Origin of the sequence: Hymenobacter sp. BT18 (assembly GCF_012273015.1) — a bacterium.
Taxonomy (GTDB): Bacteria; Bacteroidota; Bacteroidia; order Cytophagales; family Hymenobacteraceae; genus Hymenobacter; species Hymenobacter lutimineralis.
The window spans coordinates 3,386,228-3,408,431 of record NZ_CP050954.1 but is presented as its reverse complement, the minus strand read 5'-3'; the positions used below and the strand labels follow the sequence as shown (position 1 = coordinate 3,408,431).

The window sequence follows — 22,204 nt, the reverse complement described above, 5'->3', positions numbered from 1 at the left end:
GCAACCGGCTCAGCACTTTTATGGGCTTTCGAAGCGTATTACCGCCTTTACAGAAAAAAGCCAGGCGCAATATTCCGTAAGTATCAGCTCGTTGCGCGGCAGCAAAAAGCCCCCGACACCGCACGGTCATCGGGGGCTTTTTGCTGCTCAGCGCAACGAAGGGCCCGGCGCAGCCAGCTGGCTGCCTATTTTTTCTGGTAGGCGGCGTTCAGGTCGGCCAGTACTTCCTTGGTGATGTTGATGTCTTTGCGGCCGTAGGCAATAGCCCCGCCGGGCGCCGAAATCAGGATCAGGCGGTAGCCGTTGGCTTTTCCGTAGGCTTCCACCTGTTTATCTACCCGGTCCAGCACCTGCTTGGTCATGCGGGCTTCTTCCTCGGCGGCCTGCTGCTGCAGCTTCTGCTGCTCCTGCCCGCCTTTCACGCGCTGCATCTCCAGCTGCTGCTCGGTAGCGGCGCGCTGCTCCTGGGTGAGGGCGCCAGCCGTTTGCTGGTACTTCTGCACGGCGCTCTGAAACTGGCGGCCAATGGCGTCGTTCTGGGCGCTCCAGCGCTTTACTTTAGCCTCGAAGCTCTTCTTGGCCTCCTTCATGGCCAGGTAGCCTTCCAGCAGTTTTTCCGACTCCACGTAGGCGACTTTATCCGTATCGGCTACGGCTTCCAGGGCGGTGGTAGCCTGGCTGGTAGAGTCGGTGCTCACGGCCACTTTGCGGGCCGGGGCCGGCGCGGCGGCGGGCTTGCTGGCGAAGTGCAGGTAAAACAATACGGCCACCGCAATGACCAGTACCGCATCGATGACGAGGCGAAGGGGGTTATTCATTCGTGAAAAAAGAAGAAAACGAGAAATCAGCCCAATAACGGCTACCCAAAGAAACGGAAAATGCGGTAAGCTCCCGCATTTCGCTGCCCGGATATCTTTCTCGCCGCTGTTACGCTACTGCCGGAGTGGCCGTGGCATCGGGCTCATCATCCTCCGGCTCAGGCTCGGTATTGCGCGCCGGCTTTTCCTCAAAAGGCGGGCTCAGATCCACCCGGCTCGGGGCTGCATCGGTGCGCCCCACGTGCAGCAAAGCGTCGCCCTGGTTAACGACGGGCATATGGTTGAGGCCCACCACGTAGCCACTGACAATAGACTCCAGCTTCACCGACATTTCGCCGTAGGGGTCGGTAATGGTGCCGAATACCTGGCCTTTCTCCAGGTAAGCGCCCAGCGGCACCTCACTGCGAAACAGGCCCGCAAACTTGGCCCGCAGCCAGGTATGACGCGGGCAGATGATGCTGGGCCGGGCCGGCGCCGCCGCCGGTGGGGCCATGCCCAGGTAGTGCAGCACCCGAAACGTCCCGGCCAGGGCCAGCTCAATGCCGGCCTCGTCAAACCGCAGCGACTCCCCCGTTTCGTACACGATAATGCGCCGGCCTTCCCGCATGGCCGCCTCGCGCAAAGAGCCCGGCCGCAGCCCGGAGTGCAAGGTAAACGGGGCCGCAAAGGCCGCCGCCAGCGCATCCGTCTCGGGGTCCTCGCCCAGCAGGCAGCGCACCTGGGAGCTGTTGGAGCGGGCCGCCCCGCCCGTATGAAAGTCGATGCCGTAGTCGACCAAGGGCATGATTTCGCGCATGAAGCGGTGGGCCACGCGGCTGGCCAGGGACCCACGCGGGTTGCCCGGAAACGAGCGGTTGACGTCTTTGCCGTCGGGCACTTCGCGGGAGAAGTTCAGGAAGCCATAAATATTGAGCAGGGGAATGGCAATGATGGAGCCTCGCAAGGGCTGCAGCAGTTCCCGCCGAATCAGGCGCCGGATGGTTTCAATGCCGTTCACCTCGTCCCCGTGCATGCCGGCCATCAGCAGCACCGTAGGCCCCGGTACCGTAGAGCGGTACACGTTCACCGGCACATCGATAACGGTGCCGGAAGGCAGCTTGGAAATCACCAGCCGCGTAGTCACCCGCTCCCCTGGTTTGATGGTAAGGCCGTTGAGGTGGAAGTCGGCGGGCGGAGCAAAGGTGGCGGATGAGAGCATGCAGCAGGAAATAAGGCAGGGATAAGGCGCAGTACGCTGGCCGAATCAGAATACGGAATGTACGCTACGGCCGTCAATCCAGCACTATACGCCCAGCCCGCAGGGCTTAGGAACTTTGCTTATATCATCGTGGGAAACGGCTCAAAGCAACACCCTTCTTGCTGAGGTCTGACCGCAGTTACCTTAGCAATAGAACGCCTCTGCGGGGTCCCAATGGCAAAATGAGTAAGCAATGCTTTGGGGGCAGATCTACTCTACCACCAAGCGGGCCGTGCGGGCGGGCTGTGCGGGCGCGGTGGCCTGCAGCAAATAGAGGCCGGGGGCCAGACCCCGCACCGAGAGGCGCGGCCCCCGGCCGGTACGCACCTGCCGCCCCTGGGTATCGAGCAGGCGCAGGCTAGCGTTTGTGGGTAGCTCGGGCAGGCTCACATAGTCGTGGGCGGGGTTGGGAGCCAAGTGCAGGGCGGCGGTGTAGGCGGTGGGTGTGGTAACGGTGGGCAAGGAGCCAAAGATGAGCAGGGGCACGGGGCTGTATGCCTGCTGGCCATTACCAAGTTGACCGCCGGCGTTGTTTCCCCAGCCCCAGAGGGTGCCGTCAGTGCGGATAGCCAGGGTATGTGTAGATCCTGTCTTCACTTCTTGCCACGTTGTAGCCGTGCCCAGTTGTACGGGGGTAGTATGGTTCGGCAACAAGTCGCCGAGCTGGCCCGCGCGGTTATCTCCCCAAGTCCACAAAGTGCCATCGGTGCTGATAGCCGTCGAATGATGGTTATAGGCACTTACACTGTACCAAGTAGCATCTGTGCCAATTCGCTCAGGCATGGCCCGGTTTGTAGTGGTTCTATCCCCTAGCTGCCCCCGACTATTGTTTCCCCAGGCCCACAGCGACCCATCAGTGCGCACCGCCAGCGTGTGCGCTATGCCAGCACTTACGCTTTGCCAGTTAGTAGCGGTGCCTATCTGCACGGGCGTAGCCCGGTTGGTAGTGGTACCATCGCCCAATACCCCGCCGGTGTTACCTCCCCAAGCCCAGAGCGTACCATCGGTACGGATAGCCACGGTGTAGCCCGTGCCCGCCGCAACACTTTGCCACCTGGTAGCAGCACTTACTTGTTGGGGCGTCGTTTGAATAGTAGCTGAGCCACCCTCCGGAACACGACCCCACGTCCACAGCGACCCATCTGTACGGATTGCATCGGTGTGCATCTCGCCAACCGCTACAGCTTTCCAGTTGGTAGCGGTGCCCACTTGCGTAGGGGTACTTCGGCTGGTCGTGGTACCATCACCCAGCTCACCGTAAAAATTGAATCCCCAGGTCCACAGGGTGCCATCGGGCCGGATGGCGGCGGATTGATTAATACCAGCAGCTACACTTTTCCAGGTCGGGCCGACTGCTATTTGCGTGGGAGTAGACTGGCCTTCGTTGGGAGTACCATTACCGAGCTTACCAAAGCTATTAGAGCCCCAGGTCCATAAAGAGCCGCCGGCCTGGACACCCATCGTGTATTCATTGCCCGCGCTAATGCTTTGCCAGGTGGCCGCGTTACCTATCTGCATAGGCAATACCCGGGTATTTCTGGGCAGAGCCGGAAAGCCTACCTGGCTGTCCGTGTTGTTGCCCCAGGCCCAGAGGGTACCATCCGTGCGCCAGGCAAGGGTCTGCGTGCTGGAGGAAACGTAGCTCCACGTCTTGGCCGTGCCAACCTGCACTGGGGTAAGGTGGTTGGTAGTAGTCCCATCCCCAAGCTGGCCGACGTCATTGCCTCCCCACCCCCACAGCGTACCATCCTGCCGGATAGCCAAGGTGTAGCCGCGGCCAGCGCTGGCGCTTTGCCAGTTGGTAGCCTTGCCAATCTGTACCGGGGCCCTGCGGTCGGTGGTGGTCCCATCCCCGAGCTGGCCGGCCCCGTTGAGGCCCCAGGCCCAGAGCGTACCATCCGTCCGGATGGCTACCGTGTGGTTGTCCTTGCAGCTGATGCTTTGCCAGGTGGTAGCCGTGCCTATCTGCACGGGCGCGGTCCGGTCGGTGGTGGTACCATCGCCCAACTGCCCGAGTTGGTTCTTACCCCAGGCCCAGAGGGTACCATCGGTACGGAGGGCTACCGTGTATAGAAAGCCGGTACTCACGCTTTTCCAGTTGGTAGCCGTTCCTACCTGTACCGGGGCATTACGGTCAACAGTAGTGCCGTCTCCCAGCACTCCCCCGTAATTATATCCCCAGCCCCAAAGCGTACCATCGGTTCGGATAGCTACGGTGTGCCAGGAATTGGCGCTGACACTTTGCCAGTTAGTGGCCGTACCTATCTGCACCGGCGTTTTGCGCATAGTCCGGGTACCATCGCCAAGCTGACCGGTATTAGCTCCCCAGGCCCAGAGGGTACCATCGGCCCGGATGGCCATGGTATAATATTCGCCCGCACCTACCGTGCGCCATAAGGAGGCTCCTACCTGCGTCGGCTCGCTCTGCACAGAAGCACTACCGATACCCAACTGCCCATAAGTATCATCTCCCCAGGCCCACAAGGTTCCGTTGGGATGAATGAAGAGTGAATGATTGGTTCCAGCGGCCAGCTCCTGAGCCTGGGCAGCGTGCCGGCCACCGCCCAGAAGTACCGCCAAAACAGTCAGTAAACGGAAAGAGGTGCGGATAAACCGAACACGGGTAGCGGATAAGTGCTGCATAAACATAAATAATGAGGCCGGTAGCATTACCGGCCTCGAAACTAATGAAATACCCGGGGGATACGGCTCTCCTATTGCCGGTATTTTACCCAGTGGCAACCCGCTTTAGTCTGCCTGGGTATCGGGCATGGCCTTGGGGGCGGACTTGCCGGATTTGGTGGCTTTGGGCTTGCGCTTGCGGGCTATTTCGGCGGTGTATTCGATGATTTTGCCGGCAATATCGAGGCCGGTGGCTTTTTCGATGCCTTCGAGGCCAGGCGAGGAATTGACTTCCAGCACCAGCGGGCCGCGGGCACTTTGCAGCATATCCACGCCGGCGATGCCTAGGCCCAGGGCTTTGGTGGCCAGCAGGGCGGCGGCCTTTTCGGCCCGGGTGAGCTTCACCAGCTTGCCGGTGCCGCCCCGGTGCAGGTTGGAGCGAAACTCGCCTTCCTTGCCCTGGCGCTTCATGGCGCCCACCACTTCCCCGTTCACCACGAAGGCCCGCAGGTCGGCGCCCTTGCTTTCGGCAATAAACTCCTGCACAATGATGCGGGCCTTGAGGTTGTGAAACGCCTCAATAACCGACTGGGCGGCTTTTTCCGTTTCGGCCAGCACCACGCCCAGGCCCTGGGTGCCTTCCAGCAATTTGATGATGACGGGGGCCCCGCCCACCTGCCGAATCATCTCGGGCACTTCCTCGGAGGAGTTGGTGAAGGCCGTTTTGGGCATGCCCACGCCGGCCCGGCTCAGGATCTGCATGGAGCGAAGCTTGTCGCGGCTGCGCACAATGGCCTGGCTTTCGATGGCCGTGCGCACCTTCATCATCTCAAACTGGCGCACCACGGCCGTGCCGTAGAACGTAACGGAGGCCCCAATTCGGGGAATAATAGCGTCGAAGCCGGTGAGGGGCTGGCCCTGGTAAATAATGCTGGGGGCACCCTTTTCGAGTACCAGGTTACACTGCAGATGATCAACCACTACCGCCTCGTAGCCGCGCTGGGCGGCGGCCTCTACCAGGCGGGTAGTGGAGTAAAGCTTCGGCTCGCGCGACAAAATCGCCAGTTTCATTGGAGGAGTGCTTAGAGGGGGTAGAAGGAGCCGAAGCGGACTGCAAAGATGCGAAACGACGCCTGGATTAGCGCTGATGGGCCGGACGCTGGGCCATGCGGTGCGAAACGTTACGCCGCATCACGTCCACCAGAAAACGGCCCTGGCGCAGCAGCGTGCGGCCAATAAGCACGGGGTAGCGCATGTCGGAACGGTCGGAAAGCGAGAATTCTGTTTCAAAATCCTCGTCGAACAGCCGTAACACCGCCCGGATAACGTAGCGTTCCTGCACCTCGCCGTTGGAGGAGCGAATATCCCGGAGCGAGAACGAGGCAAACTGCATGGGCGTGCCGTCGAAGTTGGGATGTGAGGGGTCGAGCAGCTGCACGTGTAGCACCTGCCGCCCATCGGGGCGGGTTTCCACGTGCATGTTGGAGCAGTGAATGGCCCCGGTATAAGCGCCGGTATCCACCTTTGCCTCTACGCCCCAGATTTGGAACTCCGGGAAGTCCACCAACTCGCGCCGCCCTACTACGCGCTTGGGTACTCGCTGCTTTCTCATGCGGGGCAAGATAGAGGCTAATGGGCGAATGTGGTTGAATGTGCTGCGCTTTGCTAAGGTGCTAATGAGGGGCGGTCATGGCGAAGAGGCACGACGTTATCCGTCCTGGGCAACGTGTCAGACCTGAAATGTAAAAGCCCTTTCCCGCTGCGTACGAGAAAGGGCTTTTTGGTAAAAGGTCGTGTCTGGTTTTGTGCAGGACAGATGGCTCGCGCCGCTCGCCATGACAGTTCCTCATTAGCACCTTAGCGAAGCGCAGCACATTCAACCACATTCGCCCATTAACTATCCTTTGTAGCTGATGCGGTACACGGCGTCGTTCTGGTCGTCGGAGACGAGCAAGGAGCCATCGGCCAGCACCAACAGGCACACGGGGCGGCCCCAGCTTTGCTGGCCCTGCAGCCAGCCTTCGGCAAAGGTTTCGTAGCCTAGCGCCTTTTTCCCGGTGGCATCGAGGCGCACGAGGCTGATGCGGTAGCCGAGCTTCTTACTGCGGTTCCAGGAGCCATGCTCGGGAATGAATATCTGGTTGCGGTACTGAGCCGGGAACTGCTTGCCGGTGTAGAACTTCATGCCCAGCGCCGCCACGTGCGGCCCCAGCTTCTGGGCTGGGGCCACGTAGGTGCCCTGGTTTTTGCCGGTGCCAAACTGCGGGTCGCGCACGTCGCCAGCAAAGAAGTACGGGAAGCCAAAGTGCTGACCGGGGCTGGTGGCGCGGTTCAACTCGTCGGCGGGCAGGTTGTCGCCCAGCTGGTCGCGGCCGTTATCGGTAAACCATAGGGCCTTGTCCTGGGGGCTCCAGTCGAAGCCCACGGTGTTGCGCACCCCGTAGGCTACCGTTTCGAGGCCGGTGCCATCGGCGTTGAGGCGGTTGATGGTGGCGTAGATGGGCTCTTCCGGCTCGCACACATTGCAGGGCGCGCCCACCGGCACGTAGAGCTTGCCATCGGGCCCGAAGCTGATGTACTTGAAGCCGTGCCACTCTTTGTTGGGCAGCTTGTCGTACACCACCACGGGCTTGGGCTTCTGCCGGAGACGCGCGGCAATGTTGTCGTAGCGCACAATGCGGTGAATTTCGCCCACGTACAGGGCCCCGTTGCGCACGGCTACGCCGTTGGGCGAGTTCAGGCCGGTGGCCACCGTCACCACTTCATCGGCGCGGCCATCTTTGTTGCGGTCGGGCAGGGCGTACACTTTGTCGTCCTTGGTGCCTACGTACACAGTGCCATCAGGGCCTACGGCCAGTTCACGGGCACTTTTCACGCCCTGGGCAAAGTAACTGATGACGAAGCCCTTGGGGAGCTTGATTTTGGTGAGGTTGGTATCGGCGGCCGTGGGCGCGGGGGCCGTCGTAAAAGCCAAAGCCAGCGGGGCCAGCACGGCAAGCGGAAGAAGGTGGCGCAGTTTCATACTGCCTGAAACCAGCCCGCCGCCGCTAAGGTTGCGTCAGTTACCCTGAGCTGGCATTAGCAGTACTTATTGTTGCCCCTCGCGCTGGCGCAGCAACCGCTCGTACTCACGTTCGGAGAGCTGCCCGCGGCCCAGATTTCCGTAGGTACCCAACCCCTGAAAAAACACGCCAATGCCCCAAAAAAGTGTCGACCACACAGGCCAGGGCAGCGGGTCGGCGTCGCGGCCCGTCACGAACCAGATAACCCACAGCAGGGAGTTCACCGCCACGTACGTGAACAGATGGGACTTGAATTTGGCGCGGGCTTTGGCCATTCGCCAGAGTTGGGGGTCGCGGGGAGTAGTGGTCGTTTCCATGGGGCAGGCGTCGTTTTGAGGTGATTGATGCTTCAAACCTACCCGACGCGGCCACGCTTTTCCCTTTTACTTTGCCGAAGCGTCGATTCTCCGGGTTGAGGCGTCGAAACCACCTACCGAACGAAAATCCGCCTTATACTGAAGCTGTCTTTCTGCCAATTTTATGCCCTCTCCTACTCCACTTGCTTCCTGGCGCGACGCCCCCGCCTTCGGCCGCATCCGCCTCTACCAGGGCGACATCACCAAGCTCGACACCGAGGCCATTGTGAATGCCGCCAACACCAGCCTACTCGGAGGCGGAGGCGTTGATGGCGCCATTCACCGGGCGGGTGGCCCGGCCATTTTGGAAGCGTGCCGGCAGATTCGGGCGCGGCAGGGCGGCTGCCAACCCGGCGCGGCCGTGCTGACTACCGGCGGCCGCCTGCCGGCACGCTACGTTATTCACACCGTAGGGCCGGTTTGGCAGGGTGGCCACAAGCAGGAGCCGGAGCTGCTGGCTTGCTGCTACCGCCATAGTCTGGCCCTGGCCGAGCAGCAGCAAGTAGCAAGCGTAGCGTTTCCGGGTATCAGCACAGGCATCTATGGGTATCCCAAGGCTGAGGCGGCGGCTATAGCGGTGCGAGAGGCGCGGGCGTTTCTGGCGGAGCATGCGTTTCCCGGCACCGTGGTTTTCGTGGTTTTTGATGAGGAAGCCCGCCGCTTCTACGAACAAGCGCTGCAGGCCTGAGCTACCAGCGCACCTCGGGGTGCCGGCGCAGGTAGGCGGCCACATCGTAGAGCAGCCCACCGTGGCCAGTGTCCAACAGCACCGTTTGGGCTCCTTTGATGCTGGCAATAAACCGCGCCAGCCCAGCGTGCGGAATCACTTGGTCGTGGCGGCCCAGGAAGAATGTGACGGGTATGTGGTGCTGATTGAGGAGCCGGCTGAGCTTTGAGAGCTGAAACGTGAGCGACCGAAAGCCCAGCCAGCTGCGGTACGCGCGCAGACGCTTTTCGCGGCTGTCGAGCTGCCAGCGGGCAAAGCGCACGAGGCCACTGTGTACCAGGCGGCGCTCCTCCAGGGTATCAAGCCAGCCCAGCAGGCGCTGGGGGCGCAGCACGGCCCGGCCCAGCACCCCGCGCATCCAGGGCGGATACGTAGCCAGCGAGTACCAGAACTGCCGTTGCAGGCCGTCGGGGGCAATCAGCCAGAGCTTTTCTACCCTTGCGGGGTATTGTTCCAGCAGGGTGAGGGCAAACTTAGCGCCCATGCTAAAGGCCAGCAGCCCGAAGTTGCCCACGTTTTCCTGCACCAGTACATCATTCAGCAGCTCGCCCAGGCGGTTTTTGTTGAGCGGAGCATCGGGGCGGGCCAGGCGGCTGCGGCCGTGGTAGAACAGGTCGAAGCTCAGCACTGAAACATCCGGTCCCAGTACATCCAGCCAGCTCCGCCAGTAGCTTTCCTGCTGCCCGTAGCCGTGAAACGCCAGCACCACCCGCGGCCCGGTTCCGTAGCGCCGGTAGTTGAGCAGGGTTTTCATGGGGTTGAATGGAGGTGAGGTGACACGTAAAAGCCGTGTACGGCTGATGGGGCGCGGGCGGTGGATGGCCGCTGGAACGGCCGACAGTCAAAAGACTAGCTTCTATTCTTCGGCGGGCAGACGCGTCAGCAAGCTGGCTAGGCCTGCCGCCAGCCCCTAACGCCCCTTACCTGTCACCTCATCAGCCATTTACAGCTTCGATACGCCGCCGGACACGATGAACTTCATGACTTCACTGCTGGGCAGCTCCAGGTAGGTTACGCTTTCCTTGGGCACCAGCTGCAGCTCGCCCGAGAAGTTGTAGGAGTGCGGATAGTATACGGCCATCAGCTCAGGGCGGTGCAGGCCGGCAATGTCGTCGCAGGTGGCAAAGCCGAGGCGGTAGGCCTTGGTTTCCTGGTTCACGCACACCAGCACCGGGCGGTTAAACTTCTGGTTGTCGCCCACGAAGGCGTCGAACAGGTCCTTGAGGCTGGAATAAATAATGCTGACCAGGGGCGTGCGGTGCAAAATCCGCTCGGCCAGCACCAGCAAGGGGCGCACGGCCAGGGAGCGGGCAACAAACCCCACCACCGTGACAAGCACAAACATGGTGAGCAGCCCCAGGCCGGGGTATTTTTCACTGTCGATGTTCATCAGCCCATCAACCCAGAAAAACAGGGCCACCAGGATGTACACCGTCAGCACGATGGGCGCTACCAGCAGCAGCCCGTTGAGGAAATATTTGATGAGTTTACCCATAGCAGGCGGAAGCTACGCAAGAAAGCCCGGCCAAAATGGCCGGGCCTGAGAAAATGACTACACGCGAATCAGGCGACGGATCTATACGGCCGCTTCGGGCACAGCGGAAATTCGGTCGGCTACGCGCTGCATCAGCCACATGGGCGTGCTGGTAGCCCCACAGATGCCCACCGAGTGCGCGCCCTCAAACCAGGTTTCATCCAGCTCCTGCTCGTTTTCCACGAAGTAACTTCGCGGGTTGGTTTGGTTGACGACGGAGAACAGAGCTTTGCCATTGGAGCTTTTGCGCCCGCTCACAAAGATGATAATGTCGTGCTCGGTGGCAAAGCGGCGCAGGGCCGGCTCGCGGTTGCTTACCTGCCGGCAGATGCTGTCGTTGGCATCAAAGGCCTCCAGGGAGCCCCCGGCCGCCTGAATGCGCTCCTCCATCAGCTGCTTCATGCGGTAGAAGCCCGCAGTGCTTTTGGTGGTCTGGCTGAACAGGGTAACGGGACGCGTGAAATCAATCTGGCTGAGGTCCTCCTCGTTCATAACGATGATGGCGCGGTTACCCGTCTGCCCGTTCAGGCCCGTCACTTCGGCGTGGCCGGGCTGGCCGTAAAGCACAATCTGCCCATCCTGGCGGGTGGTAGCATCAAAAGCGTGCTTTACGCGGTTCTGGAGCTTGAGCACCACCGGGCAGGAAGCATCAATCAGCTCCAGGTTGTTTTCCAGGGCCAGCTGGTAGGTTTCCGGTGGCTCGCCGTGGGCCCGAATCAGCACTTTGCAGTCGTGTAACGTTCCTAGCTGCTCCCGGTCGATGATGCGCAGGCCCAACGCATGCAGGCGCTCCACCTCCATACGGTTGTGCACAATATCGCCCAGGCAGTACAGGGTGGGCTGGTGCGCCAGCTCGTCTTCCGCCATTTGAATAGCAAACTCGACGCCGAAGCAATACCCGGAATGTTTATCGATGGTAACGTTCATAGATTCTTTCTCAACAACGCTGGCCAAGATGTGGTGCAACTTTCGCGCCCGAAATGTACGGGCCGCTAGCGCACGGATTCACTGCCGGCCCAGTGGCCGGAGTTAGCCGCGGCAGTAGCCAATAATACGGCCGACACGCGCTCCAGGACGAAATCCACCTGCTCGTCGATGGTAATATGGGACGTATCGAGGAGCACCGCGTCGGCGGCCCGGCGCAGGGGGCTTTCGGCCCGCGTGGAGTCGAGGTGGTCACGCTTGACGAGGTTGTCGATAATAGCTTCGAGTTCTACCTGCTCGCCCTTCACGGCCAGCTCCTCCTGGCGGCGCAGGGCGCGCGTGCGGGTATCGGCCGTCATGAAAATCTTCACCTCGGCATCGGGAAACACGGTGGTGCCGATGTCGCGGCCGTCCATCACGATGCCGCGCTTGCGGCCCATGCGCTGCTGCTGGCGTACCATAGCATGGCGCACGGCCGGAATCACCGAAACTTCGCTTACGGAGTTGGAAATGCGCATCTGCCGAATTTCATCCTCGCGAATTTCTCCGTCCAGGCACAGCTCGTTGCGGCCCGTGCGGCGGTTACGCTTAAACGAAATCGTCATATCGTGCAGGGCCTGCTCAATGCGCGGCAGCTCCTCGAAACCAATGCTGTGTTCCAGCAAGTACAACGTCACTGCCCGGTACATGGCTCCCGTGTCGATGTAGGCATAGCCTAACTCAGCGGCAACGGCCTTGGCCGTGGTGCTTTTCCCGCACGAGGAGTAGCCATCAATGGCAATGACGAGTTGTTTCATGATGAGATGGATCGGCGCGGGGGCAAAGGTAGCGGTATCCACGTTCTCCGCGTTACAGCTGCCGGTGCTAATGTGGGCGCCACCTCCCGAAACAAGCTCAGCACGGCATCGACGGCGCCGTGCAGCAATTGTTTTTCAACGGAGCCGAACGGGTTGACAAACGTTCGGCTGCCGAGCCGGATGCCTACTTCCCCGTTGTCGGCCCGGTGCCACTGGCCCCCGAAGCTGCGGGCAATGCATTCGCCCAGAAAGCACCCCAGGGCGTTGATGACGCCGGCCCGCTCGGTTTCGGGCACGCTAGCGCGTTCTTTCTCAATAAACTGCGCCAGCGTTTGCACGGCTTTCTCGTCGAAGGACGAAATGTTCAGGTTTTGCCGCACTGCTTCGGCGGCTGCACGTAATTCTTCCACTGCTCATTGCGACCAGCTTCTCAGCTGACCAGTTTACTCAACCATAGGTGTGTTTCCGGGTGGACTCAGGGTGGGTTGAGTAAGTATATTTAATCAGCGCGGAAAAATGAAATTATTCTTCAAAAATTCTTATTTTATCCAGCTTTTGCGCTGTTGCGGCGTAGCTAAGCGCTGCGGAATAGAAGCGAAAAAGGTAGACACCGACTGCTCTAAGCCTTTTTTCAGCTGCTCGCTTACCAAGAAGAAGGGGTTGAAAAATAGTCTTCCGGCCAGCCCCACGCCCGTGCTGCCATCGGGCCCGGCGGCCCATTCGCCCTGATACGTGTCTACCATGCACTGCCCCAGAAAGCAGCCCAGCGCCATTACCACGCCTTCGCGGTCGGCCGGTTGAATAGCTGGGCGCTGGACCTCAATCAGGTCGGAAAGGCGCTGCACGGCGGCGGCGTCGAAGGCATTTACCTGGAGCTGCTGGCGTACGGCTTCGGCAGCGGCACGCAGGGAGGCAAGGGGAGATTCGGAAGACATGAATGATCAATTAGAACTATTGCTGGCCGGTGGGTTGTGATTTTGTACGCTCCCACTGGATGTAGGTGGTCAGGATTTCGCGCAGGTGTTGCTTCCCTAGTTTGCCTGCCTTGATTTTGGTGGCTAGTTCCGGACAATCACCAACGAGTGGCAGCATGGCTTTTTCGAAAGCGCCTCTGGTAGCAGGGACCCGCACTCCGTCGCCGGTACGTGGCTGGACGACCAGGCTATACTGTTCCGTGACGCCGAGAGCCAAGACGCCCACCGCCCCGGGCACACTATGCTCCAACTCAAAAACCGTGAAACTGCCTGCCCGGTAAAGCTGCCTGGCAAAAGCGCTGGACAAGCGACGTCGGGCCGAAATATCTACTCCCCGCACCACTCTGAAGGTGTCGAGGGCCAACACGAACGTTTGCACTTCGTTGGGTTGGTACTCCGTAATCTTTTTATCGTCGGGGTTGCGCACCCGCAGATGCTCACCAGCATCAGCGTACAGCTGACCAGCACGCCAGCTCCCATCCTGCAGCTGGTAGACACCTGGCTTGTACGTAATAATTTTCGGCAAGGCATTATTTCCGTACTGGGCTTGCGCCGAGCCGGCCAGCATGCCCAACCCAGCGGAGAATAGCAGCTTATAGATAGTAGTATGCTTCATATGGACATAGTTTAGGCATTAGAATAACCCCTGCCCCCTAATGACTTTCGCAGGGGCACGGAATCTTACCGCTCTTGGCTTTGCGCTTGTAGGAGGCCGTTTTCTTTTGCAGGGACGAGTTGCGCGCACAGCCCGTAGCGGCACTGCCCACCAGAAGCAGCATGCACGCGACCAAAAACAGGGAAATACTCTTTCTCACGGCGGAAACCTTGCTAAAATGTACGTAAAGTTAAGGTTCTTTACCCCGCAACGCCACCCGTTGCCCTTGTAGTATGCTGCCTATGTCTGCTGATTTTTCCCTGCTGGCCAATGTGGTCGACTTGTTTGCCAACACCATCCGCCCGGCCACGGTACGCGTAGCGGCCGGGCGCATTGCGGCCGTTGAGCCTACCGGCGCCACCGAGCCCGACGCCTCCCTCCCCTACGCCCTGCCTGGCTTTGTAGATGCCCACGTGCACGTGGAAAGCTCCTTGCTGGTGCCCGCAGAGTTTGCCCGGCTGGCCGTAACACACGGTACCGTGGCTACGGTGTCCGACCCGCACGAAATCGGGAATGTGCTGGGCGTGGCAGGCGTGCGGTACATGCTTCAGAGCGCGGCGCAGGTGCCGTTCAAGTTTTGCTTTGGGGCGCCATCGTGCGTGCCGGCCACGCCCTTCGAAACGGCCGGGGCTGAAATAACCGCCGCCGACATTGAGCTATTATTTAAAGAGTACCCCGAAATCGGCTACCTAGCCGAGATGATGAACTGGCCCGGCGTACTCGGCCGCGACGCCGGCGTGATGGAGAAAATCAGGCTGGCCCAGCAGTACGGCCGCCCCGTGGATGGGCACGCGCCCGGCCTGCGCGGCGAGGACGCCCGCCGCTACGCCGAAGCCGGCATCAGCACCGACCACGAGTGCTTCACGGCCGAAGAAGCCCTGGACAAGCTGGCCGTGGGCATGAAAATCCTGATCCGGGAAGGCTCAGCGGCCCGCAACTTCGAGGCCCTGATTGACTTACTGCCGGAGCACTACGAAAACCTGATGTTTTGCTCCGACGACAAGCACCCCGATACGTTGGTGCTGGGCCACATCAACCAGCTGGTGCAGCGCGCCGTGGCCCGCGGCCAGGACGTGCTGAAGGTGCTGCGCGTGGCCTGCCGCAACCCCGTGGAGCATTACCGCCTACCCGTGGGCCTCCTCCGCGTGGGCGACGCGGCCGACTTTATCGTGGTCGACAACCTTACCGATTTCCGGGTGCAACAGACCTACTTGGATGGGCAGCTGGTGGCTGAAAATGGGCAGACGCGCATTCCGGCCGGGCCGGTGGCCGTGGTCAATAACTTTGTGGCCACCACCGTGCGGGCCGAGGATTTTCAACTGCCTGCGCCCCAGCCCGCCGCTACGGTGCGCGTGATTGAGTGCTTCGACGGGCAGCTGATTACGGCCCGCCACGACGTACCCGCCCGCACGGAAAATGGTATGGTACTGTCCGAGGTAGCGCGGGACGTTCTCAAGCTGAGCGTAGTGAACCGCTACCAACCGGCCGCGCCGGCCGTGGCCTTTATCCAGGGCTTTGGTTTGAAAGGCGGCGCCCTGGCCAGTTCCGTGGGCCACGATTCGCACAACATTACGGCCGTAGGCTGCGACGACGAAAGCTTGGCCCGGGCCGTAAATCTGGTAATGGAAGCCCGCGGTGGCTTGGCTGCCGTCGGCCCCGACGGGCAGGAGCTAGTTTTGCCACTACCGGTGGCAGGCCTGATGTCGGACCGGGAAGGCTACCACGTGGCCGAGGCCTATGCCGCCGTCGATGCGCTGGCCAAACAGCTCGGCTCCCCGCTGCAGGCCCCGTTCATGACGCTTTCGTTTATGGCCCTGCTGGTGATTCCCAGCCTTAAGCTCAGCGACAAAGGCCTGTTCGATGGCGAAGCCTTCCGGTTTGTAGAAGCCGTGGTGTAAGGTTCAGATGTAAAACTAATAGCAGTGAGAGGTGAGCCTTTCGTTCAACGGCGCGTTGCCAGAACGAAAGGCTCACCTCTCACTGCTATTAGTTTTACTCTGGTTAAAACCGTTTTTTCAGCAGCTTTTGCATTTTTTCTTCCGTCAGGGGCTTGGCCAGGTACTCCACATCGGGGTACTGGGCCACGCGGGCGGTATCGGCAGCGTGCATGGAAGTGGTGAGCACAGCCATGACGGTTTGCCCGCGCACGGCATCAGGCAGCTTGTTGAAGAGCTCCAGAAACTCAAAGCCGTCCATGCCGGGCATTTTCAGGTCCACGAATACCAGGTTGGGTGCATCGGCGCGGGGCTGCGCATTCGGCCCACCCCAGAGTTCCTGAAAGGCCTGCTCGGCTTTGGAAAAGGTCTGGATTTGCTCGGCTACCTCCAGGCGGTTGAGCAGGCGGTTATTCAGGAAGCTGGTGGTTTCGTTGTCATCTACCAGCACAATGCGCTGCAACTTCTGCGTCATAAGGAAGAGGATAAAGCCGGCAAGAGAAGGTACAGGGTAGCTTAAAGCCAGCCCTGGGCCTGCATCCAGTCGTCGTTGTAAATTTTACCGAGGTAGCGCGTGCCGTGGTCGGGCAGGATAATGACCATGGTGTCGCCTTCCTGCAGATGCTCTTTCGCGTATTCGAGGGCACCGTGGACGGCCGAGCCGCACGACCAGCCTACGAACAAGCCTTCTTCTTTGGCCAGGCGCCGCGTCATGAGTGCCGCATCCTGGTCGGTTACTTTAATGAACAGGTCGATCAGGTCGAAGTTAACATTCTTGGGTAGAATGTCTTCCCCGATGCCTTCCGTCTTGTATGGATAGATTTCGTTTTCATCGAAAATACCCGTTTCCTTGTACTTCTTGAACACCGAGCCGTAGGTGTCGAGGCCCACGGCCACGAGGTTAGGATTCTGCTCTTTCAGGTACTTGGCCGTGCCGCAGATGGTGCCGCCGGTGCCCACGCCGCAGGCCAGGTGGGTGATGGTGCCCTCGGTTTGCTTCCAGATTTCGGGGCCGGTGCTTTCGTAGTGGGCCGCCGTGTTCGACATGTTGTCGTACTGGTTGGGGTAGAACGAGTTGGGCGTCTCCTGGCTCAGGCGGCGCGCCACCGAGTAGTAGCTGCGCGGGTCTTCGGGGGCTACGTCTACGGGGCATACCACTACCTGAGCACCCACGGCCCGCAGAATGTCCTGCTTTTCCTTGCTCTGCTTGTCGCTCATCACAAAGATGCACTGGTAGCCCTTGGCAATGGCGGCCAGCGCCAGGCCCATGCCCGTGTTGCCGCTGGTGCCTTCGATGATGGTGCCGCCGGGCTTCAGAATACCGGCTTTCTCGGCATCTTCTACCATTTTCACGGCCATGCGGTCTTTCACCGAGTTGCCGGGGTTAAAGTATTCTACTTTGGCCAGCACGGTGCCTTTGATGCCGTCGGCTACTTTATTGAGCTTGACCAGGGGCGTGTTGCCAATGGCTTCAACAATATTATTCAGGTACATTATCAGAAAAGGTCATCTGGGTGAGAGCCGGCAAAGGTACGGATTTGCCGCCGTAGCCCGGGGGCCGGGCCGGCTTTCCTGGAAAGTCCTCCACCCGCCAAGCCCCATCGGCTTCTGCCCCGCCCGGCCCATGGCAAACAAGGCTTCGCGCTCCACCTAAAAAAGCCTACTTTTGCCCCGCCGATGCCTTTGGCTGCCGGCGAAATTCCCACCCTCAACCCGCAATTTTCCGCTAACCCCACTTCTATGAGTGTTCTGGTCAACAAGGATTCCAAAGTGATTGTGCAGGGCTTTACTGGCTCCGAAGGCTCGTTCCATGCCCAGCAGATGATTGAGTACGGCACCAACGTGGTAGGCGGCGTGACGCCCGGCAAAGGTGGCACCCAGCACCTCGACCGGCCCGTGTTCAACACCGTGGCCGAGGCCGTAGAGCAGGCCGGCGCCGATACCAGCATCATTTTCGTGCCCCCGGCTTTCGCCGCCGACGCCATCATGGAAGCTGCTGATGCCGGCATCAAGGTTATCGTGACCATCACCGAGGGCATCCCCACCAAGGACATGATTGCGGTGAAAGAATACCTGAAGGGCCGCGAAGGTCTGCGCATGATCGGGCCCAACTGCCCCGGCGTAATGACCGCCGGCGAGTGCAAAGTGGGCATCATGCCCGGCTTTATTTTCCAGAAAGGCCGCGTAGGCATCGTGTCAAAGTCGGGCACACTGACCTACGAAGCCGTTGACCAGCTCACCAAAGCCGGCCTGGGCCAGACCACGGCCATCGGCATCGGAGGTGACCCCATCATCGGCACCACCACTAAGGAAGCCGTGGAGCTGCTCATGAACGACCCCGAAACCGAAGGCATCGTGATGATTGGCGAAATCGGCGGCGGCATGGAAGCCGAGGCCGCCCGCTGGATCAAGGAAACCGGCAACAAGAAGCCCGTAGTTGGCTTCATTGCCGGCCAGACGGCCCCTCCCGGTCGCCGCATGGGCCACGCCGGTGCCATCGTAGGCGGCGCCGACGACACGGCCGCCGCGAAAATGGCCATCATGCGCGAGTGCGGCATCCACGTGGTAGACTCGCCCGCCGAAATTGGCGACACCATGCTGCGCGTGCTGAGCGGCAAGTAGAGTTCGGCTTTCTCCGTAAGCTAAAACGCGGCGCTTCCCCTGGCTGGGAGGCGCCGCGTTTTTTGTTTTAGATAATCTCGTCGGGCCAGGATGTTAATGATTGAGCGACTCTTATTTTGCGCCATCTTTTCGCCTTATCCCCTGCTACATGAACAATCTGGATACGGACAATCTGCACGCCGACGCCAACCTGCGCGAATGGGCAACTTACCTGCATCTTTCCCAGCTGGCCGGGCTGCTGGTGCCCGGGGCGGGCTACATCGTCCCGATTGTGCTGTGGCAGACCAAGAAGGATGAAATACCGGGCCTCGATGCCCACGGCAAAATGGTCGTCAACTGGATTATCAGCACTCTGATTTACGGGGCGGTAGGTGCGCTGCTGTGCATCGTGCTGATCGGTATTCCGCTGCTGATGGCCCTGGGGCTGATATCCATTATCTTCCCCATCGTTGGCGCAGTAAAGGCCCGGGACGGGGTTCTGTGGTCATATCCGCTGTGTCTGAAGCTTATTTCCTAGACGCAGCCGGGCGCTTCCTTATCTGCTCTGTTGTAAACGGCCGAAAGCTGGTACCGCGACACCGTGACGCAGCAGTGGCGACAGAGTCGCGTGGGGCAATCGGTGGTGCTGCAGGAAGCCGGGTTTGAGTGATAAGCTATTTATCGTTTTATGTGTCGATGCATTTTTAACCTCCGGAGGGTCCTTTTGCTAGTGGGGTTATTAAGCCCTTGGCCGGGTTTCAGCCAGGTTGCTACGTCCGACTCGGCTTACCGGCATGTTATCCTCCCTGAAGTAGCCGTGCGCGTACATCCGAAGGCGCGGCTGCTGAGCGCACCCGGCGAAACGCGCGGCCTGTACACGTCGTTTGGCCACAAGCTGCTTCCCACCAGCCGCGTGGCCGTGTGGCATGGCCCACCGGACACGGCCCACACCTACCTGGTGCGGGCGGTGCGCGTGCGGCTGGGCTCCCGAATGCCCGAAAAAGCCAGTGGTATGTTTGCGGCGCGGCGCAACTTTCAGGAAGGCCGCGTGGCGCTTTGGCTTAGCCCTGGCGCCCGCGCCCAAGCGCCCACCGATGCCCAGAGCCTGCTGGCGCAAAAGCTGCTGCTGACGCCCGATAATGCGGGCGAAAAGAAGGGCTGGCTGCGCTTCGATGTGGCCGATCAACGGGTGGTGGTGCCGGCGCAGGGGCTGTTCATTGTGGCCGAAGGTTTGACCACACACCCGAAGGAAACCTACGTGCGCCGCCACTGGCTGTCGCATCCACTGAATAGCAAATCAGTGCCCCAAGAGTTGGATTTACAGAACCCCAAACTTAGAAAAGGCGAGGGCGCACGCGTGTATTTCTACGCGGAGGTTGCATCATCTGCTGGCGCGTCCCGGCTGGTGGCAGAAAGTTTATTTCCGACCCTGGCCTACCGCATGGTAGAAAACCCTGGGCAGTGCCAGAGCTGGGTGTGGCGAGCTCCGACTCTCAAACAGCCCGCCCGGTGGATGCCCGTAACGGAAACACAAACGGCGTTGCGCCAGCGGGAGCCCAAAGCTACCTACGCGCTGGACTACAACTTCGACTTGGAGCTGGAAGTAGAGGAACTCTGAGCGGCCGTACGCGGTGCGCCTGCCTGCGCCACAGCTTCCCACCTACAAAAGCGCCCATCCGGATAGCCGGACGGGCGCTTTATTTAAGGAAAGGCGGTATTTACTGGCCCAGCTTGGCTTTCAGGTTGGTATCCAGGGCCTCCAGGAACTCCTCGGTGTAGAGGTAGTCGCGGCCGTGCTCTACCTTGTTGCCGTGGATGCAGACGGCCAGGTCCTTGGTCATCTTGCCACTTTCCACGGTTTCGATGCACACCTGCTCCAGGGCGTGACAGAAGTCAATCAGCTCCTGGTTGCCGTCGAGCTTGCCGCGGAACTCGAGGCCACGCGTCCAGGCGAAGATGGAGGCAATGGGGTTGGTGCTCGTGGGCTTGCCTTTCTGATGGTCGCGGTAGTGGCGCGTCACGGTGCCGTGGGCGGCTTCAGCCTCCATGGTGCCGCCATCGGGCGTTACCAGGGTGGACGTCATCAGACCAAGTGAGCCGAAGCCCTGGGCCACGGTGTCGCTCTGCACGTCGCCGTCGTAGTTTTTGCAGGCCCACACAAAGTTGCCGTTCCACTTCAGGGCTGAGGCCACCATGTCGTCGATGAGGCGGTGCTCGTAGGTGATGCCGGCGGCCTTGAACTTGTCTTGATAATCCTGCTCGTAAATCTCCTGGAAGATGTCCTTGAAGCGGCCGTCGTACTTCTTCAGGATGGTGTTCTTGGTGCTCAGGTACAGCGGCCAGCCCTTCATCAGAGCCTGGTTGAAGCAGGCGTGGGCAAAGCCGCGGATGCTTTCGTCGGTGTTGTACATGGCCAGGGCCACGCCGTCGCTCTTGAAGTTGAACACCTCAAACGACTGCGCCTCGCCACCGTCCTCGGGCTGGAAGGTGATGGTGAGCTTGCCCTTGCCCTTGGTTACGAAGTCAGTGGCGCGGTACTGGTCGCCGAAGGCGTGGCGGCCGATGCAGATGGGCGCGGTCCAGTTGGGCACCAGGCGCGGCACGTTCTGCATCACGATAGGCTCGCGGAATACGGTGCCGTCGAGGATGTTGCGGATGGTGCCGTTCGGCGACTTCCACATCTGCTTGAGGTTGAATTCTTTTACCCGCTCCTCGTCGGGCGTGATGGTGGCGCACTTGATGCCCACGCCGTACTGCTTGATGGCGTTGGCCGCGTCGATGGTCACCTGGTCGTTGGTCTCGTCGCGGTACTCGATGCCGAGGTCGTAGTACTTGATGTCGAGGTCGAGGTAGGGCGTAATCAGCTTGTCCTTGATAAACTTCCAGATGATGCGCGTCATTTCGTCGCCATCAAGCTCTACTACGGGGTTGGCTACTTTGATTTTGGTCATGTTGGTGAGCGGGTTTAGCGGGTATTATGGCGGGAAGAGCGCAGTGTCATACGCGCCAGCACCGAGTTGGGCCAGCATAGAGTGCACGTTTCCGGCTTCAATAATAAGTGAGTATTCTTCATGACTCACTACCCAGCCCAAATGAACTACCCCAAAATGACTCTACTGCGCCCGACTACCGCCGGCCTTCCTGCCCGCCTACGCTGAAGATGAGGCCGAAATTGAAGACCGAGTTGGCGGCCTTCATGTACTTGCGGTGGCGCAAGCCGAAGTTGCTGCCGCTGATGAACTGAAACTGCACCGGCCCGAACAAACCCACGCGCGTCCAGGTAATGGGCTCCAGCAGAATGTTGGTTTCCGAGGGGCCGGGCTGGTTGTTGAGCTGGAAGTCGTACATGTTCATATAGCTCACGCGTAGGGCCGTGCCGTAGCTGATGGGCCAGTCGCGCTGGAGTAGGCGCACGGTTTTGCTGTCCTTAGAGGAGTAGTTCACCTGCACGAAGTACTTTTCGAGACGGGCGTCGCGGCGTTCCGTCACTTCGCCTTCGCGGGTGCGCTCGGTGCGGCTGCTGGTGCCAAAGCCGTAGCCGGCGTAGGCCTCGATGACGCGCTTGTCCTTCAGGCGGGTGAAGTAGCCCACGCCAAACTCGCCGAAGTCGTGGTCCAGGGCCTTTTTCTTTTTATCGGTGTGCAGAAAGGACGCTGTGCCGATGATGCCCAGGTGGTTGGTGGCCGCATAAGCTCCCTGCGCCGTGAAGTTGCCCTGAAAGTTGACGTGAGCCCCGCCGCTAAATTCGCCCTTCTGCGTGAGCAGGGGCGCGTTGGGGGCGGGTGGAAAGTACATAGAAGCACAGCTGCTCAGCAGCAGCGGCACACCGGCCAGGGCAACTCGGAAGGCATTTTGCATGAGGTTTCGGAGGGATGGTCGGGGGCAGAACGACAAAAACCCGGTTTCGTTGTGTAGCCGTGGCCCCCATAGCCCCGTATGGAAGGCAGCGCGGCACTACCGTCG

General features: G+C 60.4%; 22 protein-coding genes and 1 pseudogene. 5 read left to right on the top strand and 18 right to left on the bottom strand.

From position 1 onward, the window contains the following. Nucleotides 1-185 precede the first annotated feature (185 nt). From HER32_RS14650 to HER32_RS14620, 7 genes are all read right to left on the bottom strand, one after another. Nucleotides 186-818 carry an OmpH family outer membrane protein gene (locus HER32_RS14650; RefSeq protein ID WP_168682399.1) on the bottom strand — a complete coding sequence of 211 codons (633 nt, stop codon included), beginning with the start codon at nt 816-818 and terminating at the stop codon, nt 186-188. 109 nt (nt 819-927) lie between these two features. Further along, complete coding sequence (locus tag HER32_RS14645) at nt 928-2,016, bottom strand: succinylglutamate desuccinylase/aspartoacylase family protein (protein WP_168682398.1); 1,089 nt, start codon at nt 2,014-2,016, stop codon at nt 928-930. 249 nt (nt 2,017-2,265) lie between these two features. Continuing rightward, on the bottom strand, nt 2,266-4,635 hold the full coding sequence (locus HER32_RS14640; RefSeq protein WP_232066265.1) for a hypothetical protein: 2,370 nt from the start codon (nt 4,633-4,635) through the stop codon (nt 2,266-2,268). A gap of 168 nt (nt 4,636-4,803) precedes the next feature. Further along, a complete protein-coding gene (gene rimK, locus HER32_RS14635; RefSeq protein WP_149072123.1) occupies nt 4,804-5,748 on the bottom strand; it encodes a 30S ribosomal protein S6--L-glutamate ligase in 945 nt (314 codons plus the stop codon). Nucleotides 5,749-5,815: 67 nt separating this feature from the next. Further along, on the bottom strand, nt 5,816-6,289 hold the full coding sequence (locus tag HER32_RS14630) for an ATP-dependent zinc protease (RefSeq protein ID WP_149072124.1): 474 nt from the start codon (nt 6,287-6,289) through the stop codon (nt 5,816-5,818). 285 nt (nt 6,290-6,574) lie between these two features. Beyond that, nucleotides 6,575-7,699: a PQQ-dependent sugar dehydrogenase gene (locus HER32_RS14625; RefSeq protein ID WP_168682396.1), complete on the bottom strand. Its 1,125-nt coding sequence runs from the start codon at nt 7,697-7,699 to the stop codon at nt 6,575-6,577. A 66-nt stretch (nt 7,700-7,765) separates the two neighbouring features. After that, nucleotides 7,766-8,056, bottom strand: coding sequence for a 2TM domain-containing protein (locus tag HER32_RS14620; RefSeq protein ID WP_149072126.1), 291 nt, complete (start codon nt 8,054-8,056; stop codon nt 7,766-7,768). 163 nt (nt 8,057-8,219) lie between these two features. Here HER32_RS14620 and HER32_RS14615 point away from each other — a divergent pair, with 163 nt between their 5' ends. Beyond that, nucleotides 8,220-8,783 (top strand): O-acetyl-ADP-ribose deacetylase, encoded by a 564-nt coding sequence (locus HER32_RS14615; protein ID WP_168682395.1) that lies wholly within the window; start codon nt 8,220-8,222, stop codon nt 8,781-8,783. 1 nt (nt 8,784) lies between these two features. Here HER32_RS14615 and HER32_RS14610 read toward each other — a convergent pair whose 3' ends face one another. The 7 genes from HER32_RS14610 to HER32_RS14580 form a co-directional block, all read right to left on the bottom strand. Further along, nucleotides 8,785-9,576, bottom strand: a complete 792-nt coding sequence (locus tag HER32_RS14610; RefSeq protein WP_168682394.1) for an alpha/beta fold hydrolase — start codon at nt 9,574-9,576, stop codon at nt 8,785-8,787. A gap of 189 nt (nt 9,577-9,765) precedes the next feature. Continuing rightward, a complete protein-coding gene (locus HER32_RS14605; RefSeq protein ID WP_149072129.1) occupies nt 9,766-10,317 on the bottom strand; it encodes a DUF502 domain-containing protein in 552 nt (183 codons plus the stop codon). 81 nt (nt 10,318-10,398) lie between these two features. Further along, nucleotides 10,399-11,283, bottom strand: coding sequence for a 4-hydroxy-3-methylbut-2-enyl diphosphate reductase (locus tag HER32_RS14600; protein WP_168682393.1), 885 nt, complete (start codon nt 11,281-11,283; stop codon nt 10,399-10,401). Nucleotides 11,284-11,348: 65 nt separating this feature from the next. Beyond that, nucleotides 11,349-12,077, bottom strand: coding sequence for a (d)CMP kinase (cmk, locus tag HER32_RS14595; protein ID WP_149072131.1), 729 nt, complete (start codon nt 12,075-12,077; stop codon nt 11,349-11,351). Then, nucleotides 12,074-12,487: a hypothetical protein gene (locus tag HER32_RS14590; protein WP_149072132.1), complete on the bottom strand. Its 414-nt coding sequence runs from the start codon at nt 12,485-12,487 to the stop codon at nt 12,074-12,076. Before HER32_RS14590 ends, cmk begins: the two co-directional genes overlap by 4 nt. Nucleotides 12,488-12,616: 129 nt before the next feature. After that, entirely contained in the window at nt 12,617-13,012 is a 396-nt protein-coding gene (locus tag HER32_RS14585) for a hypothetical protein (RefSeq protein WP_168682392.1), read from the bottom strand. A 16-nt stretch (nt 13,013-13,028) separates the two neighbouring features. Next, complete coding sequence (locus HER32_RS14580) at nt 13,029-13,667, bottom strand: hypothetical protein (RefSeq protein WP_149072134.1); 639 nt, start codon at nt 13,665-13,667, stop codon at nt 13,029-13,031. 281 nt (nt 13,668-13,948) lie between these two features. Here HER32_RS14580 and ade point away from each other — a divergent pair, with 281 nt between their 5' ends. After that, entirely contained in the window at nt 13,949-15,604 is a 1,656-nt protein-coding gene (gene ade, locus HER32_RS14575; RefSeq protein ID WP_168682391.1) for an adenine deaminase, read from the top strand. A 103-nt stretch (nt 15,605-15,707) separates the two neighbouring features. Here ade and HER32_RS14570 read toward each other — a convergent pair whose 3' ends face one another. Together HER32_RS14570 and HER32_RS14565 are read right to left on the bottom strand one after the other, a co-directional pair. Next, nucleotides 15,708-16,115 carry a response regulator gene (locus HER32_RS14570; protein ID WP_149072136.1) on the bottom strand — a complete coding sequence of 136 codons (408 nt, stop codon included), beginning with the start codon at nt 16,113-16,115 and terminating at the stop codon, nt 15,708-15,710. Between the two features lie 44 nt (nt 16,116-16,159). After that, nucleotides 16,160-17,134: pseudogene (locus tag HER32_RS14565) on the bottom strand (PLP-dependent cysteine synthase family protein); the annotation flags it as partial. 246 nt (nt 17,135-17,380) lie between these two features. Between HER32_RS14565 and sucD the strand changes: the two are divergent. The 3 genes from sucD to HER32_RS14550 all read left to right on the top strand — a co-directional run bounded on the left by sucD (nt 17,381) and on the right by HER32_RS14550 (nt 19,859). Continuing rightward, nucleotides 17,381-18,262, top strand: coding sequence for a succinate--CoA ligase subunit alpha (sucD, locus tag HER32_RS14560; RefSeq protein ID WP_149072193.1), 882 nt, complete (start codon nt 17,381-17,383; stop codon nt 18,260-18,262). A 148-nt stretch (nt 18,263-18,410) separates the two neighbouring features. Beyond that, nucleotides 18,411-18,779: a DUF4870 domain-containing protein gene (locus tag HER32_RS14555; protein ID WP_168682389.1), complete on the top strand. Its 369-nt coding sequence runs from the start codon at nt 18,411-18,413 to the stop codon at nt 18,777-18,779. A gap of 279 nt (nt 18,780-19,058) precedes the next feature. Beyond that, entirely contained in the window at nt 19,059-19,859 is an 801-nt protein-coding gene (locus tag HER32_RS14550) for a hypothetical protein (RefSeq protein ID WP_168682388.1), read from the top strand. Between the two features lie 100 nt (nt 19,860-19,959). Here HER32_RS14550 and HER32_RS14545 read toward each other — a convergent pair whose 3' ends face one another. Together HER32_RS14545 and HER32_RS14540 are read right to left on the bottom strand one after the other, a co-directional pair. Next, a complete protein-coding gene (locus HER32_RS14545; RefSeq protein WP_149072140.1) occupies nt 19,960-21,192 on the bottom strand; it encodes an NADP-dependent isocitrate dehydrogenase in 1,233 nt (410 codons plus the stop codon). Nucleotides 21,193-21,367: 175 nt separating this feature from the next. Beyond that, a complete protein-coding gene (locus tag HER32_RS14540; protein ID WP_168682387.1) occupies nt 21,368-22,099 on the bottom strand; it encodes a hypothetical protein in 732 nt (243 codons plus the stop codon). Nucleotides 22,100-22,204: the final 105 nt, after the last annotated feature.

Bases quoted from the DNA above. Each gene is read 5' to 3' on its own strand.
- HER32_RS14630 (WP_149072124.1), bottom strand. From the start codon at position 6,289: ATGAGAAAGCAGCGAGTACCCAAGCGCGTAGTAGGGCGGCGCGAGTTG.
- HER32_RS14580 (WP_149072134.1), bottom strand. From the start codon at position 13,667: ATGAAGCATACTACTATCTATAAGCTGCTATTCTCCGCTGGGTTGGGC.
- rimK (WP_149072123.1), bottom strand. From the start codon at position 5,748: ATGAAACTGGCGATTTTGTCGCGCGAGCCGAAGCTTTACTCCACTACC.
- HER32_RS14650 (WP_168682399.1), bottom strand. From the start codon at position 818: ATGAATAACCCCCTTCGCCTCGTCATCGATGCGGTACTGGTCATTGCG.
- HER32_RS14645 (WP_168682398.1), bottom strand. From the start codon at position 2,016: ATGCTCTCATCCGCCACCTTTGCTCCGCCCGCCGACTTCCACCTCAAC.
- HER32_RS14610 (WP_168682394.1), bottom strand. From the start codon at position 9,576: ATGAAAACCCTGCTCAACTACCGGCGCTACGGAACCGGGCCGCGGGTG.
- HER32_RS14625 (WP_168682396.1), bottom strand. From the start codon at position 7,699: ATGAAACTGCGCCACCTTCTTCCGCTTGCCGTGCTGGCCCCGCTGGCT.
- HER32_RS14555 (WP_168682389.1), top strand. From the start codon at position 18,411: ATGAACAATCTGGATACGGACAATCTGCACGCCGACGCCAACCTGCGC.
- HER32_RS14540 (WP_168682387.1), bottom strand. From the start codon at position 22,099: ATGCAAAATGCCTTCCGAGTTGCCCTGGCCGGTGTGCCGCTGCTGCTG.
- sucD (WP_149072193.1), top strand. From the start codon at position 17,381: ATGAGTGTTCTGGTCAACAAGGATTCCAAAGTGATTGTGCAGGGCTTT.
- ade (WP_168682391.1), top strand. From the start codon at position 13,949: ATGTCTGCTGATTTTTCCCTGCTGGCCAATGTGGTCGACTTGTTTGCC.
- HER32_RS14620 (WP_149072126.1), bottom strand. From the start codon at position 8,056: ATGGAAACGACCACTACTCCCCGCGACCCCCAACTCTGGCGAATGGCC.
- HER32_RS14585 (WP_168682392.1), bottom strand. From the start codon at position 13,012: ATGTCTTCCGAATCTCCCCTTGCCTCCCTGCGTGCCGCTGCCGAAGCC.
- HER32_RS14605 (WP_149072129.1), bottom strand. From the start codon at position 10,317: ATGGGTAAACTCATCAAATATTTCCTCAACGGGCTGCTGCTGGTAGCG.
- HER32_RS14570 (WP_149072136.1), bottom strand. From the start codon at position 16,115: ATGACGCAGAAGTTGCAGCGCATTGTGCTGGTAGATGACAACGAAACC.
- cmk (WP_149072131.1), bottom strand. From the start codon at position 12,077: ATGAAACAACTCGTCATTGCCATTGATGGCTACTCCTCGTGCGGGAAA.
- HER32_RS14545 (WP_149072140.1), bottom strand. From the start codon at position 21,192: ATGACCAAAATCAAAGTAGCCAACCCCGTAGTAGAGCTTGATGGCGAC.
- HER32_RS14615 (WP_168682395.1), top strand. From the start codon at position 8,220: ATGCCCTCTCCTACTCCACTTGCTTCCTGGCGCGACGCCCCCGCCTTC.
- HER32_RS14600 (WP_168682393.1), bottom strand. From the start codon at position 11,283: ATGAACGTTACCATCGATAAACATTCCGGGTATTGCTTCGGCGTCGAG.